The 17,578-nt window shown below is 46.8% G+C and carries 14 protein-coding genes; 4 read left to right on the forward strand and 10 right to left on the reverse strand.

The features are described from left to right. Positions 1 to 55: 55 nt before the first annotated feature. The 3 genes from ABQ275_RS21580 to ABQ275_RS21590 all read left to right on the forward strand — a co-directional run bounded on the left by ABQ275_RS21580 (position 56) and on the right by ABQ275_RS21590 (position 2,671). Positions 56 to 1,069 carry a PorP/SprF family type IX secretion system membrane protein gene (locus ABQ275_RS21580; RefSeq protein ID WP_349315210.1) on the forward strand — a complete coding sequence of 338 codons (1,014 nt, stop codon included), beginning with the start codon at positions 56 to 58 and terminating at the stop codon, positions 1,067 to 1,069. A 121-nt stretch (positions 1,070 to 1,190) separates the two neighbouring features. Then, complete coding sequence (locus tag ABQ275_RS21585; RefSeq protein ID WP_349315211.1) at positions 1,191 to 1,955, forward strand: EI24 domain-containing protein; 765 nt, start codon at positions 1,191 to 1,193, stop codon at positions 1,953 to 1,955. Then, positions 1,955 to 2,671, forward strand: a complete 717-nt coding sequence (locus ABQ275_RS21590; RefSeq protein WP_349315212.1) for an SAM-dependent methyltransferase — start codon at positions 1,955 to 1,957, stop codon at positions 2,669 to 2,671. Before ABQ275_RS21585 ends, ABQ275_RS21590 begins: the two co-directional genes overlap by 1 nt. Before the next feature lie 132 nt (positions 2,672 to 2,803). On the opposite strand, the gene ABQ275_RS21595 is transcribed toward ABQ275_RS21590, so the two are convergent. Both ABQ275_RS21595 and ABQ275_RS21600 read right to left on the reverse strand, forming a co-directional pair. Next, entirely contained in the window at positions 2,804 to 3,193 is a 390-nt protein-coding gene (locus ABQ275_RS21595; protein WP_349315213.1) for a hypothetical protein, read from the reverse strand. A gap of 23 nt (positions 3,194 to 3,216) precedes the next feature. After that, positions 3,217 to 4,590, reverse strand: coding sequence for a M20/M25/M40 family metallo-hydrolase (locus ABQ275_RS21600; RefSeq protein WP_349315214.1), 1,374 nt, complete (start codon positions 4,588 to 4,590; stop codon positions 3,217 to 3,219). Positions 4,591 to 4,797: 207 nt separating this feature from the next. Here ABQ275_RS21600 and bshA point away from each other — a divergent pair, with 207 nt between their 5' ends. Beyond that, on the forward strand, positions 4,798 to 5,937 hold the full coding sequence (gene bshA / locus ABQ275_RS21605) for an N-acetyl-alpha-D-glucosaminyl L-malate synthase BshA (protein WP_349315215.1): 1,140 nt from the start codon (positions 4,798 to 4,800) through the stop codon (positions 5,935 to 5,937). Here the strand turns inward: bshA and ABQ275_RS21610 are convergent. From ABQ275_RS21610 to porU, 8 genes are all read right to left on the reverse strand, one after another. Continuing rightward, positions 5,934 to 7,301 (reverse strand): peptidoglycan DD-metalloendopeptidase family protein, encoded by a 1,368-nt coding sequence (locus tag ABQ275_RS21610; RefSeq protein ID WP_349315216.1) that lies wholly within the window; start codon positions 7,299 to 7,301, stop codon positions 5,934 to 5,936. The two genes, bshA and ABQ275_RS21610, sit on opposite strands and share 4 nt — an antisense overlap. Positions 7,302 to 7,363: 62 nt before the next feature. Continuing rightward, entirely contained in the window at positions 7,364 to 8,800 is a 1,437-nt protein-coding gene (locus ABQ275_RS21615) for a peptidoglycan DD-metalloendopeptidase family protein (protein WP_349315217.1), read from the reverse strand. Positions 8,801 to 8,909: 109 nt separating this feature from the next. Next, positions 8,910 to 9,740 (reverse strand): DUF4292 domain-containing protein, encoded by an 831-nt coding sequence (locus ABQ275_RS21620; protein ID WP_349315218.1) that lies wholly within the window; start codon positions 9,738 to 9,740, stop codon positions 8,910 to 8,912. Positions 9,741 to 9,814: 74 nt separating this feature from the next. Continuing rightward, entirely contained in the window at positions 9,815 to 11,551 is a 1,737-nt protein-coding gene (locus ABQ275_RS21625) for a tetratricopeptide repeat protein (protein WP_349315219.1), read from the reverse strand. A gap of 3 nt (positions 11,552 to 11,554) precedes the next feature. Next, positions 11,555 to 11,998 carry a dUTP diphosphatase gene (gene dut, locus ABQ275_RS21630; protein WP_349315220.1) on the reverse strand — a complete coding sequence of 148 codons (444 nt, stop codon included), beginning with the start codon at positions 11,996 to 11,998 and terminating at the stop codon, positions 11,555 to 11,557. 106 nt (positions 11,999 to 12,104) lie between these two features. After that, positions 12,105 to 12,593 (reverse strand): 2-C-methyl-D-erythritol 2,4-cyclodiphosphate synthase, encoded by a 489-nt coding sequence (ispF, locus tag ABQ275_RS21635; RefSeq protein WP_349315221.1) that lies wholly within the window; start codon positions 12,591 to 12,593, stop codon positions 12,105 to 12,107. Between the two features lie 193 nt (positions 12,594 to 12,786). Next, positions 12,787 to 13,986, reverse strand: a complete 1,200-nt coding sequence (porV, locus tag ABQ275_RS21640; protein ID WP_349315222.1) for a type IX secretion system outer membrane channel protein PorV — start codon at positions 13,984 to 13,986, stop codon at positions 12,787 to 12,789. Between the two features lie 94 nt (positions 13,987 to 14,080). Beyond that, complete coding sequence (porU, locus tag ABQ275_RS21645) at positions 14,081 to 17,488, reverse strand: type IX secretion system sortase PorU (protein WP_349315223.1); 3,408 nt, start codon at positions 17,486 to 17,488, stop codon at positions 14,081 to 14,083. Positions 17,489 to 17,578 lie beyond the last annotated feature (90 nt).

A 17,578-nucleotide genomic window follows, 5' to 3' on the forward strand; every position in this document is an offset into this window, starting at 1 on the left:
TTATTTATGTACCTTCACCTCTATTGCATAAATCCTATGCTTTAAGCTTTATTATATGAAAAGAGCTTTACTATTCTTGGCCATATTCTTTAATCTGAACTCACTGCGGGCTCAGGACCCTCACTTTTCGCAATTTTTCGCGTCTCCGCTTACACTTAACCCAGCATATACAGGCTTATTTTCAGGTGATTATCGCTTATCAGGCAACTATCGTTCACAGTGGCGCAGCATCGCCATGCCCTTTGTAACAGGTACTGCCGCTATAGATTTCGGCATCCTGAAAAATGTTATTTCCTATACAGATATCTGGGGAGTAGGTATGATGGCGATGTACGACAGAAGTGGTGGCGGCGCCCTGACTTCCAGTTACTTTTCCTTCAGCACCGCTTACCACAAGGGCCTCGATCCGGAAGGGAACCATACGCTGGCTATCGGTTTGCAGGGAACACTGGTACAGAAAAGATTAGATAACAGCAAGCTTCAGTTTGAAAATCAGATAGACAACAACGGTTATAACCCCTTAATTCCCAGCAATGAAACGCTGGTGAATCCTAAAATAAGTTATTTCGATCCCAATATCGGGATCTTGTATAACGGGCTCATAGGAGAGGCTTCCAACATATACCTGGGTGCTTCTTACTACCACATTACCCAGCCCACAGAATCATTCATGGACCTGACACAGAACCGGCTCAGCTACCGCTGGACCGTGCATGGCGGCGGCTCCGTACCTGTAAACGGAAAAGACCGCTTTCATACCAGCATCCTCTATATGAAGCAGAGTACCGCCTCGGAGCTAACTTTTGGCGGCGCCTATGGCTTTGCGCTCAATGATATGGATGATAACCCCACCACCTTTTACCTGGGTAGCTGGTATCGGTTAAAAGATGCCATCATTCCTTACATCGGACTGGAGATAAAAGGCTTCCAGGTAGGGCTCACCTACGACACCAACATATCTACCCTGAACCCCGCTTCCCACTACCGCGGCGGTCTTGAGTTATCATTGATCTATATCCACACCAAGAACGAGAATAACAAGTACAAAACCCTTTGTCCCCGCTTCTAGCTGTCATTACAGGATAATCACCTAAATCATATTAATCCTAGCTATTTTTGCATTAGTTTCGTTCCTCCTTCGTTAATCAGGGGACTAAAACTAATTCCGTTACTTTAAAAATACGCAGACGTTGTTTTCATTCAGAGAAGTGTTGGCAGCCATTCAATCATATGGCAAAGCCCACCAGTTCATTATGCAGCATAAATTATGGAAGTGGATATTAATACCGGGCATCATTTACTGCCTGTTATTTTTCATTGGCTTTTATTTCGTGTGGGGATATTCCGGAGAATTTGTGGAATACCTGACCAGGCTGCTGCACATTACTGAATGGGTGCAGGACCTGGAAAGCAGCTGGGTTAGTTTTCTCTTTATCCTGGTGGCATTTTCTGTGAGGATCGTGTTTGTATTCCTGTATTTTTCCTACTTCAAATATTTATTCCTGATCGTAGCCGCGCCGGTTTTCTCCTACCTGTCTGAGAAAACAGAGGCGATCCTTGATCACCGCAGTTTTCCGTTCAGCTGGTCGCAGTTAGGGCAGGATATTCTGCGGGGCATCAAAATGTCATTCCGGAATATTGTATACCAGACAGGCGCTATCCTGGTACTGCTGGTGGTTTCATTTATACCGGTGATAGGCTGGCTTACGCCGATGGTAGGCTTTTTTATAGAAGCATACTTTTACGGATTTTCCATGATGGATTACAGCTGCGAACGCCACCGCCTGAGTATGAAACAGAGTATCACATTCGTCCGGCAGCATCGTGGTATGGCACTGGGCAACGGGATCGTATTCTACCTGTTTATGCTGATTCCTGTACTGGGATGGATGCTGGCACCTTCTTATGCGGTTATTGCTGCTACTATTGATTTACAAGATAAAAGACTTATATAATGAATGCACCAGGCAAAGTGTACCTGATTCCTACCGTGTTGAGCGCAGATGCCTTATATAGCATCCCGGCTTATGTAACTCCTATTGTAAAACAGCTCCGGGTGTTTTATGTAGAAAACGAGCGTACTGCCCGTCGTTATTTAAAAGCACTCGACAGAAGTATTGTGATAGATGACCTCCGTTTGCTGCTCATGCACGAAAACCATCCACCAGACCTGGCTTTGGCAAAAAAGCTCTTATTGGAAGGAACGGATATCGGTGTTATCAGTGAAGCTGGTTGCCCCGCTATCGCCGATCCGGGCCACCTCATAGTACAAGTAGCGCATAGCATTGACGCACCAGTGATTCCCATGATAGGTCCCAATTCCATACTACTGGCCCTGATGGCCTCCGGTATGAACGGGCAGAACTTTCAGTTTGTTGGTTACCTGCCCATCAAATCCCCCGAAAGAGGAAAAATGATCCGGGAACTGGAAGAAATCTCAGGAAAGAAAAATCAAACACAATTATTTATCGAAACACCTTACCGCAATAACCCAATGATGAGAGACATCCTGGATAACTGTAAGGACGATACCCAGGTTTGCATCGCGGCAGACATCACCGCCCCTACTGAATACATCAAAACAAAAACAGTAAAGGAGTGGAAAACTGCAATACCCGAAATACATAAAAAACCAGCAATATTCCTCCTATACGCCGCAGAAATCATTTAGGGATTTACGAATTTTTTGATTTACGAATTTTGGGATTTTGAAATGCAGCGGAGATGATCATATCGCTTATATCTCCGCTGCATTTCAAAATCCCAAAATTCGTAAATCAAAAAATTCGTAAATCCCTAAATATTATGGCAAATCTCTTCTGGTGTTATCCGTAATCGTAATTACGCTGTCCACAATAAACGGACTGAATCCTCGCCAGGGCAATTTGCCGAGGTATTCTTTGTAATGTAGCTCCACCAGTTTACCGCTGGCAGTCATCAGCTGTTGGGCTATTCTTTCATCTGTTACGGAAAACTCAAATTCATTTGACTGAATGGTTCCTGTTACGCGGCCTTTGTAGCCGGACTGGATCAGTTTACCCTCGTAGGTTTTAAACACATAGCCCTTTTCCACAAAGTAGTTGAGCTCACCGGCCTTCACTCCTTTTCCGAATACGAAATAGAACTTATAAAAGAAGATGCCGCCCAGTACCAATAAGATGATAGTTACGACAATAAATACAAACCGGCCCATGTGTATAGTTTAGTGATTGATGATCAGAAATTAAGGTCTACCATGTAGATAAGGCCGGCCATGCCGAATGCGCCCAGTTCCAGCTCACGTTTATTCACCCCTTCAAATACATCGTTGGGGGCATGATGAATATCGAAATAACGCTGGGAGTCGGGATAAAGTTCAGCCATTGGGGTACCTAATGCCTGATGCAGTTGTCCGACGTCCGTTCCACCGCCTGGTTCTTCAAAATCATGTAGTCCGTAGGGTTCAAATAAGGGCTTCCAACTGATCATGATAGCTTTTTTATCAGCATCCATGGTAGAAGAAAAGCCACGGGGAGTAAAACCGCCGGCATCACTTTCCAGTGCGAAAATATGTTTTTCATTACGTGCTTTTGCTTCCGCTGCATATTTGCGGGCGCCACGGGTACCGTTTTCTTCATTGGCAAACAGCACTACGCGCAAGGTGCGCGCGGGTTGAATACCCAGTGCCTTAAATGCGCGCAGCACTTCGATGGATTGTACACAGCCGGCGCCATCATCCTGTGCGCCTTCGCTTACATCCCAGGAATCGAGGTGGCCGCCTACTGTGATGTATTGGTCCGGATATTTGCTGCCCCGCAGTTCTGCAATTACATTGTGTCCGATGGTATCGGGCAGCATGCGGCAGTTGGTGCGCAGAAAAACCTGTGCGCTGGGGTCGTCTTTTACACGGAGACTCAGGCGCTCCGCATCTTTCAGGCCGATGGCCACTGCGGGGATTTTGGGATAAGCCGAATCATACGTCATGGCGCCGGTATGCGGATAGTTGTCCGTAGAATGCGACATAGAGCGCACAATAACCGCTACCGCACCGTATTTCGCTGCACGGCTGGCGCCCTGCCCCCGGTATTGGACTGCATCGCCATAGGCGTGAAATGTTTTTATGAAAGTTGGGTTGAACGGATAATTATAGAAAACGATCTTTCCCTTTACATGGTCTTTTTTAGCTTCGAGATCATCGAAAGAAGTCACTTCCAGTACCGGGGCAGTGACGCCTGCGGGAGAGCTTCCTACAGAATTACCCAATGCCAGCACCTGTAAGGGAGGTACAAAGTCCCGCCGGCGGGAGATGATGCGGGCCTCTTCCCTGGCGCCGCGTACCCAATGAGGCACCATACACTCCTGTAAGTATACCGTATCTGCACCAGCGACTTTCAATGCTTCTACGCCCCACTTCTCTGCTTTCGCCATTTGTGGCGATCCGGCCAAACGGCCACCTATCTTTTTGGTGAGGGTACGAAGGTTTTCATATGCCGGACTATGGGTTAATACTTCGTCGGCGATACGTCGCAACATTAGTGAATCGGACTGCTGTGCCATGGTTAAGGCAGGCAGGGAGCAGGCAAATACAATTGGCAAAAAGAGTTTTCTCATATAAGCGGCTAATTTATAACTAAAACTAATTAATTGACAGGGTTCGTACAAATAACAAATAAATGATCTGCGGTTTCCTCAATTTCGATTTTCATAGTTACCTTCGTTGTTGCAAAAATAAGCCGAAAGCTGAGTGCAGGGAGCAGAAAAGCGCGCCATGCTGCCATTCATGCCCGAAGCTTTTGCTTTAAGTTTAAAAAATAGCTCATGCGCATAGGAATAGTATGTTATCCTACATACGGTGGAAGTGGAGTACTGGCAACAGAGCTGGGCAAAGCCCTGGCAGACAAAGGCCATATGGTTCACTTCATCACTTATCAACAGCCGGTAAGGCTCAACGCCTTTCACGCTAATATATATTACCACGAGGTACAGGTACCCACCTACCCACTTTTTGACTTCCCTCCCTATGAGTCTGCCCTGAGCAGTACCATGGTGGATGTGATCATCAATCAGAAACTGGACCTTCTTCATGTACACTATGCTATCCCGCATGCGTCTACAGCGTATATGGCCAAGCAGATTGTCAGCAAACAGGGAAGAGTGGTGCCTTTTATCACGACCCTGCATGGTACGGACATCACACTGGTAGGCAAGGATAAAACCTATGCCCCGGTAGTAACTTTCTCTATCAATGAATCAGACGCCATCACCGCAGTATCCGAAAACCTGCGCGATGAAACGTATAAGTATTTCCAGATAGAAAAAGAGATCTCTGTGATCTACAACTTTGTGGACACCCAACGCTTCAGCCGCCGTGAGATGCCGCATTTCAGAAATGCTATCGCTCCCAACGGAGAAAAGATATTGCTGCATGTATCCAACTTCCGTAAAGTAAAGCGGGTACCTGATGTAGTAAAGATCTTTGCCCTTGTGCGGCAGCAGATCCCCGCCAAGTTGCTACTGGTAGGCGATGGTCCGGACAGACCATCTATTGAATGCTTGTGCCGCGAATTAAATATTTGTGAAGATGTACGTTTTGTAGGTAAACAGGAACAGCTGGAAGATGTAATGTCTATCAGCGATCTTTTCCTGTTGCCATCTGAATATGAGAGCTTCGGGCTGGCTGCATTGGAAGCTATGGCGGCACAGGTGCCGGTTATCTCCTCCAATGCCGGTGGCTTACCGGAAATCAATATTCCCGGACAAACCGGCTATATGAGTGATGTGGGAGATGTGGAAGGAATGGCTGCCCAGGCGCTTCAACTGCTGCAAAACGAAACATTGCTGGCGAAGGTGCGTAAAGGCGCCCTTGCACAGGCGCAACGTTTCCATATTGACAATATCATTCCTCAGTATGAAGCGTTGTATGAACAGGTGTTACTGAAACAGGCACAGTTGCTTTAACGGCTACGGAGCCATCGCTCGGGGTTTTGTTTCACCATGTTGCGGTAGATCTGTAATTCTATTTCGCCGGTACTACTACCAGGTGCAGCGGCCGCAGCGCCCAGTGCCTGACCGCGTTTCACGGACATTCCCTTTCTAACATGTATATCGAGCAGGCGTACATAATTGGTAAAATATTTTCCATGGCGCAGGGTAACCATATATCCTGCGCCTGGCACCATAAATACCATGATTACTTCGCCGTCGAAAATGGCTTTTACCGCCGCTCCTTTACCGGTAGCGATGATAATGCCGTTATGATCCACTTCTATCTTACCTATGTTACTGGTGCCAAAACGGGCAGTGATGCGGCCTGCATCTACCGGCCATGGCAACCGGCCCCGGTTGGCCTCAAAATCCCTTGATAGCGAAAGTGCTTCCGGTGTGGCTACCAAAACATCTTCCGGCGAAGTAGTAACAGTAGCGGGTACATCATCTTCTGGTATTGTTTCTTTTACTGTTGGTTTACCGTTTGCTTTTTTAGCGGCTGCTAATGCCCTTTTCCTTGCTGCTTCCTGCAACTGCTGACGTTTTGCTGCTGCCAGTTTCTTCCGGGCCGAGGCAGCTGCTATCTCCTTTTTACGGGCTATTTCCATTTCGCGGCGGATGGCGCTCTGGATGGCATTATCTACCTGCCGCGCTTCTGCCCTGCTTTTGCTGATTTGCTGTTGCAGTTCTTTTTCTTTTCCCTTTAGCTGTACAATCGTCTGATCCGTTTCCTTTTTATCTACCAGCAAAGCCACCTGTTGCCGTTTCTCGGTATGGAGCACACCCGTTTTTTGTGCGCGCTGGTCTTCCAGGCTATGTAGCTTCTCACCGAGCAATTCCCGGGTAGAGAGCAGGTTCTCTGCCTGTCGCCGCCTGTTTTCACGGTACTGACGCAGGTATTGATAGCGGCGCAATGCATCATTAAAGTTGTTGGCGGTAAAGAGGAAATTCAGCAGATCATAGGACCCCTGTGTTTTGTAGGCATATACCACCAGTTGGGCATAACGCGCCCTGAGCGAGTCTACTTCCTTCTCCAGCGTTTGTACGTTGCTGTTAGTAGCACTGATATCTCCGTTAATCAGGTTTATCTCCTTATTGATATTTGTAATGAGCGCGGTGCGGCTGCTTATTTTTTGTTGCAGTTCATGCTGCAGGCTGATATTCTGTTTAGTGGATTTCTTCGTGAGCTGTAGCGATCGTGTAGCAACTTCAATTTCCTTCAATAGCTCCTGCCGGCGGTTTTCCAGCGCCGCGCGCGATTGATTCTTGCTGCGCTGTGCATATAGTATTGCCGGTAATAGCCAGAGCGCCATTAAGACAAGAAGCTGCTTTCTCAATAAAAGGTGTATTTATATGGGGAAGCATTACGGATTTGTAATCCGTAATGCATAATGCGCTGTTATCTTCTTCTAATCCATTGTTCCGGATTCTGCTTGCTAATACCTTTCCATATCTGCAATTCTACTTCACCGGTATTTTCAATATCATTTACACTGGCGGTGCCTATTACCTGGCCTGTTTTCACATTATCACCTTTCTTCACTCGGGTAGTTTGCAAACGTACATAAGTAGTAAAGTATTGTCCGTGACGGATAATAATTACATATCCTGATCCTGGCATTACCACTACAGATTTCACTTCTCCTTCAAAAATAGATTTCACTGCACCGCCTTTGTTGGTGGCTATCACGATACCATCTGAAGGCACCTGGATATGTTCCATTACGGCATGCTGGTGAATCCCGAAGTGTTCAATGATATTGCCTGCATCTACCGGCCATGGCAGCTTACCGCGGTTAGCTTCAAAGCTCTCAGACAATGCGAGTGCTTCGGGGGTGGCTTCCAGTACGTTTTCGCTACGGGCTGTGGTTTTCTCTGGTTCCGGTTCCGGTGCGGGTTTCGGAGGTTCCGGTACAGGCGCCGGTTTTTCGGGTGCGGGAACATTCGCAGCATTGCCATTGGCAGCGGCAGCAGCTTTTGCTCTTTCAGCAGCGGCGGCGATAGCGGCTTTACGCGCTTCATCTTCACGCCTGCGTTTTTCTTCCGCAGCTTTGCGGCGGGCTGTTTCTTCTGCTATGGCCTTACGTCTGGCCTCTTCAATTTCACGGCGTATTACTGCACGGATAGCTGCCTGTACTTTCTGTGCATCTTTATTACGTTGATTGATATCCGCCACGAGTTCTTTCTCCCGTCCTTTCAGTTTGTTCAGTACCTGATCCTTTTCCTTCTTATCTACTTCCAGTGTGGAACGTTGTTCCTGTTCTGTTTTGAGTGCTACAGAACGCTTTACACGCTGTGTTTCCAGGTTTTGTATTTTCTGATTGAGCTGATCCTGTGTGGAAACGATATTCTCTGCCTGTCTGCGGCGGTAATCGCGGTATTGTTTTAAATATTGAAAACGTTTTACGGCATCATTAAAACTTTGTGAAGAAAATACAAAGTTCATCATATCGTAAGAAGACCTGTTTTTATAAGCATAGATCACCAGTTGTGCATATTGTGCTTTCAGGGTGTCCAGGTCTTTTTGCAATGTTTTTACATCCCGGTAAGCAGTATTGATATCTCCGTTGATGAAATTAATTTCTTCGTTAATATTATTGATCAGGCGGCTACGGAGTGTAATTTTATCACGCAGGGCACGGAGTTGACCCAGGCTTTCTTTAGTGGATTTCTTAGTGTCTTTCAGTTGCTCATTTGCTTCCTCAATTTCCTTCTGCAGTTCCTTTTTCCTGCGCTCCAGTTCTTCCCGCGACTGTTGCTGCTGGCCAGTATTCTGGGCCACCAACATAGCTGGCAATAACCATACAATCAATATCAACGGGATAATCTTCTTCAAATACAACATGACTATTTTAGTAACTGCAATTAAATATCAGGTTATGGTATATAAACGATAAATATACAACGTTTATTAGTTTAATGAAGATGACATTTACGCTCAACGGTTACATACGCTTGTAACTGGAAGGCATACTGAACGGAAAAGTAAGCGGCACATCAAAATCATAGCGGGTGAAATCCAGCGCCACTTTCGTCACATTTTTTTCTTCTACAAAAATGCGGCGTGTAGTAGGAAATTTCCGGCCGGCAACCTTTGCATAATCGCCATAAGTCAGCTCACAGGACCGCGTATTGGGATTGGTACTGTCTTTATCCATCACTTTACTTTGCTGCAATCCGAAGTCATCTGCAAAAACATTGAACAGGCTGATATATTTAGGATGATCGCAACTGAAAGAGATAATGGAAGGCGTTTTCACTACCTGGAAAACACTGTCGTTGAGATAAACAGGATTACCGATCAACAGGTCCTGCAATGTTTTAAAATCAAAGGGGATGTTCAGTAGTTCTTCCGCATCAGCCATCTTCCGGAGGAATAATTGTTTATCCATGCGGTTATAGAGTTTCAGGCTATCCGGTGTGATCACGGCCCGCATTACTTCATCAATAATCGGTGCGCTCACAGAGATCCAGATGATACTATCCTTTTTCATGCGGATAGTAGCGGTCAGGTTATTATGACTTTTCTTTTCATTTTCAAATGCCAGTTTCATCCTGCCGGAAAAGGTGTTAAAGGCAATATTATTATCCTTGATACCTTTCAGCATATCGCTGGTAAACTTAGCACGTTCTGCTGCTGAGGTGCTGTCTTTGTGTGCAATGATTTTACTCGTGTCTGTTGCCGGGAAAGTACTGCGCGCCAACTGTTTTGGATGGCGGCACGCCACTATTGCCAGGCTCGTGATTCCTATTAAAAATATGACAGTTTTCTTCATGTAGCTTTTAGCTTTCCGCTGTGTGCTTTTACTGTGCAGGAATACCAACCAGCAGCCAGGATAAAAGTCAACAGCTATTGAATATATCTTTTTTCAGCGATTTTACGGACAAGGCCCACAGAGGTAGCACCTTTGTCTTTAGCCATTTGCCAGTATTGCACTGCTTTTGTTACTTCTTTTAAATTAAACAGAATATCACCGTAATGTTCCAGAACATTGGGATTCTGCTGTGCTTCCGGATATTGCATGGCCTTTTCGATCCATTGCTTTGCTTCCTGGAATTTATCCTGACGGAAGAGGATCCAGGCGTACGTATCCATGTAGGTAGGACTTTCCGGCTCCAGTTCCAGGGAGCGTTTCGACATTTCTGCGGCCCTGTCGAGATGTTCACCGCGTAATGACAGGTAGTAACTATAATTATTCAGTACCACAGCGTCTTTCGGGCGAAGCAGCAAAGCACGTTCGTAACTGCTGTCTGATTGCAGGTGTTGCCCGGTAGCATGATAGGCGTCTCCCAGCAGGGATTGTACGTCTGCCATAAATTTCTTCTCTCCGTTACCTATTTCCAGTGCTTTATTCAGTGCATTGATGGCGGCTGGATATTGTTGCAACAGGAAGCCGGCCAATCCTTTGAAATAATAGCCCATGAATTCTTTCGGGAACTTTTCCGTTACGGAATTGCTGAGTACCAGCAGCGCATTGGGATCTTCCTTGCGGGAGTAGATCCACATCAGCTGGTACCATACCGAAAAGCGGGTAGAATCCAGGCTCAGGGCTTTTGAATAGTTATCCTGTGCGCTGTCCAGCATATCGGCCTGAGAATACATATCGCCTCTCAGTGCGTAGGCTTTGGCATCCTGCGGATGCGCTTTTACAATGAGTGATGTAAGCTGCAACCCTTCCTCCAGTTTGGAGGAATCCAATTGCATCATTTGCAGATACGGATATACATAAGCTACCTTTTCATCAATGTTATACCCGGGATTAGCAAAGGCGCGGGTAAGATAAGCCCAGTAGCCGGCCATATCCTTATTCTTCCTGGCGTAACCGGCCAGTCCGATCAATGCCCTTGCATTATCAGGATCTTTAGACAGGATAGTATGATAGATGTCTGATGCCTGCGAGATACGGTCATTGGCATCATATACTTCTGCCAACAGATAGTAGTAGCGTATTTCCTGTGGATTCAGGTCAATCAGTTTCTGTATTTCTGCGGCGGCTTCATCTACCATACTCATTTTGAGTAACAGTTTCTGTTTCTGGTAGATGAGTTCTTCCACTACGCCGGTCTTTTTTTCCAGCTGGTTAAATACAGCCAGGGCCGCTGCGGGCTTGTCGGCTTTGGAAAGAAATACACCTTTGTTATAAAGATAATCTTCGTTGTCAGGATATTGAATAGTGAGTTTGTCGAATACGAGGGCAGCACTATCAAACTGTTCATTCACGGCAAATGCATCCGCAAGTGTAATCTGAAACCAGTGATTGCTCTTGTCCAGTGTGGCGGCGCGGCGTGCAAAGCTCAGTGCATAGGCCGGATTGCGCACTTCCATAAACAACCGGGCTAACTCATAATAAACGGTGGCATTATTTTTATTCAGCCGCAGGTAGTCGGAATATTGGGTGATAGCCGTACGGTAATCTCCCAGCATTTTAGAACGCTGTGCCGCAAAGAAGAGGCTATCAGCCCGCTGTTCCAGTACAGCGGGATCTTTGATGACATACCCCCTTTGCGTAGTGGAATGTTTGATTCCGCTACATGCGCCCATTAAAAATATACCGGCCAGTCCTATAACGGTGAAGTATATACGCATCTATCAGGATTTACCGGTATGACCGAAACCGCCGCTGCCACGTTCTGTGGTGGTCAGCACCTCTACCGGTTCCATCACTACCTGTACAAAAGGAGCAATAACCATCTGCGCTATACGGTCGCCAGGTTGTATCGTTTGTGCCTCTTTGGATAAATTAATCATAATTATCTTGATCTCTCCCCGGTAGTCAGCATCTATCGTGCCAGGCGTATTGAGCAGGGTAAGTCCCTGTTTAATAGCCAACCCGCTACGGGGACGGATTTGCGCCTCATATCCGGTTGGTAACTCCATGAATAACCCAGTAGGCACCAGTGTTCTTTCCAGTGACTGAAGCGTAATTGCTGTTTCCAAATGTGCACGCAGGTCCATCCCTGCGGCTTCTGCTGTTGCATAAGCCGGCAATTCATTATCCGACTTATTGATAATTTTCACAATGATATCAGCCATTGAACAAAGATATTTTAAACATTTTGGAATTTAGTTATTTAGATATGTCGCTTCAGTAGATGATATCTTTCTAAAAAAATACCCCAATAACTAAATCTGTAAATAATTATTGGGAAACCTTCTCCAACAGCACTACCGCTTGCGCTGTTACGCCTTCTTCCCTGCCTACAAAGCCCATTTTTTCAGCCGTTGTTGCTTTTACAGATACATCTTCAATACTGATGCGTAATCTTTCTGCTATTACCTGCTGCATCTGCGGCACATAATCTTTTATTTTGGGCGCCTGCAGGCAAAGGGTACTGTCTACATTCACTACCTGGTAACCTTTTTCCCCGACGAGCTGTGCGCAGCGGGATAATAATATTTTACTATCGATATTCTTGTAGGTATTGTCTGTATCCGGGAAATGCACCCCTATATCGCCCAATGCCAATGCACCCAGCATTGCATCGCACACCGCATGCAGTAACACATCTGCATCGCTATGCCCTAATGCGCCTTTATAATGAGGTACCAATACACCTCCAAGCCAGAACTCCCGGCCTTCTACCAGCTGATGAAAATCTACACCCAGGCCAATACGTATCCTACTCATATCTTGTTTTTTTAAACGTTTTTGCCAATCCGCAAGGTAAGGCATTAAATATAAAATCCCCCCGTCTAAAACGGAGGGATAAAATCAATTTATTTTGTCTTTTTATGCTGTTGATATTTGCTTATTCTGCGCTCATCCCTGATCAACACAGCAACTATTTCAACAAATCACAAAATCATAAAATCCCTGCATATTAAAAGCCCGTTCTGCTTTCCTCATCTCTGCCACCCAGATCAAAGGTCAGCGTAAACCGCAGCGTATTAGACAGTGGATTGCGCTGAATACCCGAACCCGATGGTACGAGGTAAGAGAAGTTGAGTCCAAAAATATCATACTTGATACCGATACCGGCGGTAAAGTATTTACGATTGCCTTTATTCTTATTTTCGTTGAAATAACCGGCCCTTACTGCAAACTGCTGGTTGTACCAGTACTCCATCCCAACAGAATACATCAGCTCCTGCAATTCTTCCTTTGCACCACCGGGCGCATCACCGAAAGAAGAGAAGATGCCTTCCAGCACGCTCTTGTTTTTATAATCGTTGGTAGGATTTCCGGCAGAATCGCGACTGGGCGTTGGTACCAGTAATTTATTAATATCCAGTGCAAAGGTCAGCTGGTTGTACTCATCCAGACTAAGCGTATAAGCCGTTCCCAGACCCAGGTTGGTGGGTATGAAGTCTTTACTTTGCGCCGAGCTGGTATAAGATATACGGGTACCTATATTCGTAATCGCTACGCCCAGGTTGAATTTATTGACAAGGCCATCATCCTTTTCTATCTCTTTAGTATAGAAAGCGGAGATGTCTGCTGCGAAAGCCTTTCCGGGCCTGATCGCAATATTGTCAACACTCTGGCCACCTGCCAGGTTTGAATAAATATACCGTGCAGTAAAACCTACACCAAAGTGATCAGACAATTTACGGGCATAACCCGCATCAATAGCAAATTCCCGTGGATGAAAATCACCCAGGTCCTGGTTGGTTACATCCCTGAGATTAATAGAACCCAGGGAAAAGTATCTTAACGATCCTGATATGGCCTGGTTTTCATCTACCTGGGTATAACCACTCACTGTGGCCAGGAATACGTCATTCACCAGTTCTTTTAACCAGGGTGTATAGGTAACAGCCATGCTCGATTTAGTAGTAGCAAAAGGCAGTTTGGAAAGATTCCAGTAAATAGAGGAAGCATCCGGCGCGATAGCCAGCCCTACATCCCCCATAGCACCACTACGCGCATCAGGCGTAATTCTTAGAAATGGAACAGCAGTATTAACAGTATTAGTACGACCATCTAACTGGCCAACAGAGTCTATTCGCTGGGCTGAGGTTTCAAAACTAGTGAAAGTACTGTATAAGAGCACAAGACTCAAAGTTGCCTTTCGGATCATGCAATGTTCGTATTTTGATAGGGTGTAAAAATATGCTTATTTATTAATATTATCATTAAGAAAGGAGTTGTTAGGGACATTGAAAAAAACTGCTTTATAATAATACCATTTTCCCGCCTAGTGTCCTGGTTTTGCCTGCGCTGCCTATAATAAGTCTGTAAATATAAATGCCAGCCGGCAACTTTGCTCCCGAATCACCACGACCATCCCATGGGATGCCATCAAAACGGCTTGTACTGGAAAATATTGTGCTTCGTATTGTTCTGACCAATCTTCCGCCAATGGTAAATACCTGTAAATCTACCTGTAATTGTTGCCCTTGCTGATTATGCAGAAAGGAAAACCTTGTCACATCGTGAAATGGATTGGGGTAATTCACTACTTGTTCAATTGCCAATGCGCCTGGTTCTGCCACCTTAAAAAAGATGTTTGTAACAGTAACATTGTTATAAGTATCCCATGCCTTTATTGTGATGCGGTGTTCTCCGGTTGATAATCCGCGCAAAGGAAATAATACGTTTCCCTTCCTATAGCTGTTCAAAGATGCCGCAAAATAATCATTTAACACGAAATATTCTGTACTATCCAGTATGGCCACCAGGTTATATGCCGGATTATTTCCGGAGATATTAATACCGCTGCTATCTGCCAGATCCAGTATCAGCAAGGGATCGGGGCCGGTAATATCGCCACTGCTGAAGTGACGGGTTTCCAGCCAGGCGCCAATAGCCGGACCTGTATTGTCTCCCGGTGGATTCACCACAACACCGCCGGTGGTAAACCCATCAAAATAACCGCCGCCATCATGTTGGTCGTTGGCAGCATAGTAACTGATCTTTCCGGCCATAGCGCCGGTCTGCAGATCTGCCGGCACCTGGAAGGTAACAGTAAACGCGCCGCCGGTGATAGACTGCGTACCGCTGAACAGCCTGTTCTGTTGCAGGGAGTAAGTGGCCACCTGGCTGTGCGGATCGTTCCCACGGGTTTTCAGGCTAGCGGGTTGATCGTATACCGTGGTGGTCAGGATACCATTATAGTCTGTTACCCGGTTGCCCTGCGCATCGGCGATATGTCCTTTAATAGTGCATTGTTGCAGGGCTTTGAGGGTATCTGTTCCAGTGGTGACCGCTTTCCCGTTGATGCTGTCCGTAATAACCCGGTACTGCGGAAAAGCCAGTGTGAGTGCAGGATCGCCCAGCAGTTGAAATTTCCGGTTATTGATAATATCGCCGGAGGTGCTGTAGGTGCGATTCTTGGCCTGCTGTGCCGCCGCTCCCAGCGATAGCATGCTGCCATCTGCCTGCGGGGTAAAAGCCGCCTCCAGGTAGTTGCCGTTAATCACCCGGTTTGAATTGGCAAATACCGCCCTGGTGGTGGTCATTAAAGCGATGGCGCCGGTGCGGCCCTGTAATAATATTTTATGTCCCAGTGAATTCACCGCCGGGTCATCAAAAGGGGCAAAGTCGCAGGTGGCGGTAATGAGCAGGGGCAGCCTGTTTTCATTCTGCCAGTCGCCGATGCTGGTGTCATCCATCACGGTTTCTTCTGCCAGCCGGGCATTGCTGCCATGCCCACTGTAATTGAGTACCAGCATGCCTTTATTGATGCCTGCTGCAATAGCCTTGTTAACTTCCGGCGATCTGCTACCGGCTGCGGTGATCTCCTGGGGATAAGCATCCAGGTATATTTTATTAATATCTGGGAGATGATTATGTGTTGTGATAACATCGCTCATGGCCTCTGCATCTTTAAAATGGAGATTATCATCTTCATCATCTGCTAAAAAAGTAACCTGGTTACGCCATGGCCCGAAAGTTTGCGGTTGCTGGTAACGGATGATCTTATCTACGGCCAGTGTAGCCTCTGTTATGTTGCGTACAGGCAGACGGCCGATGCCGAGATCCAGCAGGTTGGGAATATCTGTCCGCGTAATATCTTCCTCATCACCGAGAAAGCCGAAGAAATCATCCGACACATAGGAATGAATAGCATCCAGGGAAGCCTCGCTTTGCCAGGAAGGTACGTGGTTGGTGTTGTTCTTGATCCGTTGCCGGTAATCATAGGAGGCTGCGCCAAACAACAGCAGGTAGCGGGGCGCAGCGCCACGGTCGTAAAACATTTTTACATAGTCGCGCAGCGCGGTAGGGTCTGGCGAGCCGGATGCAAATTCATTGTATACCTGGTTGGTGGTGGTTACCAGCACCGACAACTGATCATGGCTGCGATGCCAGGCGGCCAGTCTTTCTGCCTGTCCCTGTAGCGCCGTGGTGGTAATGATAAGCAGGTCCGGCCGGTCCGCCCCGTGGAGGTTCTGGTTGGGCACAGCACCCACTACTACCGGCCGGGCAGCGTCCTCACTGCGGAAAGCGATGTATTCACGCAACACGTCGTTGGAACGGGTAAACAGCAGTGAATCGCCCTGAATCTTTTTATGCAGGGCCAGCGGATGCAACGGGTCTGTGACTTCCCACAACTGCGTTTGTGCGGATACGTTATACAGGGCATATTGTATGTTTTGTCCGCTTCCAACGTTGATGGCACTACGAAAATGCAGCGCACCCGATGCCGGCATAATCAGCGGGCAACGGGCCTGCACTTCCAGGTAATCGAGCCAGCCACGGGAGTTGAGATCGCCGGGCGCAAAGTCCACGCCCACCTGCAACGCCGGCTCCGTTACCGTGGCTGACCCGGTACCATAAGCCGCAGTAGCGATGGCTTCAAACACGCTGCCAGCCACAGGCAACAGGTAAATACTGCCCGCCTTCGCCTTATTTATGCTTACGTTGAAATTACAGCCGGTAGCACTGCGCGCAGCCGCCCGGATATTAACGGTAACCGGTCCTGATGGCGCCGATGGCAATAAAAAATTATAAGTACGGCTGTTGCCTACCACTTTACTGAATTCCTCTCCCCACCATTGTTTGCCGCTATTCAGAAAATTAAGACTATCCTTTTCATAAAAAGCATGAAAATCAAAATTGTGTTCCCGCAAATCAGGTGGCGGGTCGGTACTGTCCTGTTGTATGCGCAGCCCATCCCCGGCTGCCGTGATGTAATACCACGCCGTGTCACTATAGAGATTATACTGGTGTGAAAAAGTACGTTGTAATGGATCGAACGTCCACCGGTGTGGACCGGGAGCATAAAAAAGCAGGTAGTCGCTGCCGTTGAGGTAACCGTCTCCCCCATCTTCCGGTAGCAGGGAAATTTCCGGCAGATCGTCATAGCGGGCAACCTGGTTTGGTTCCGGTAGCATTTGTCCGCCGCTGCCAAAGAGCCGGATTTTGCCGGAAGACAACTGCTCGGTGTTGATACCCAGGCTATTAAGCAAAGGCAGATCTATTTTATAGATGCCCGGTGCGGTGATAGCCAGCTTATGCCAGCTGCCGGTAGCCAGTGCAGCATTGCTTTTATATGTCCGCTGCGGTGTTTGCGCGGAGACACCCCTGTTACCTAAAACAAAAAACAGGAAGGCAGCTATAAAAATGCAGTTGAATTTCATTGGTTTCTTTCCCGCCTCGCATCCTGTGAAGAAGTAGCAGGAAGGCAGATCCGAAGATAAAAAAATAATATAATATATCAATTATATCTT

Origin of the sequence: Chitinophaga sp. MM2321 (genome assembly GCF_964033635.1) — a bacterium.
Lineage (GTDB): Bacteria > Bacteroidota > Bacteroidia > Chitinophagales > Chitinophagaceae > Chitinophaga.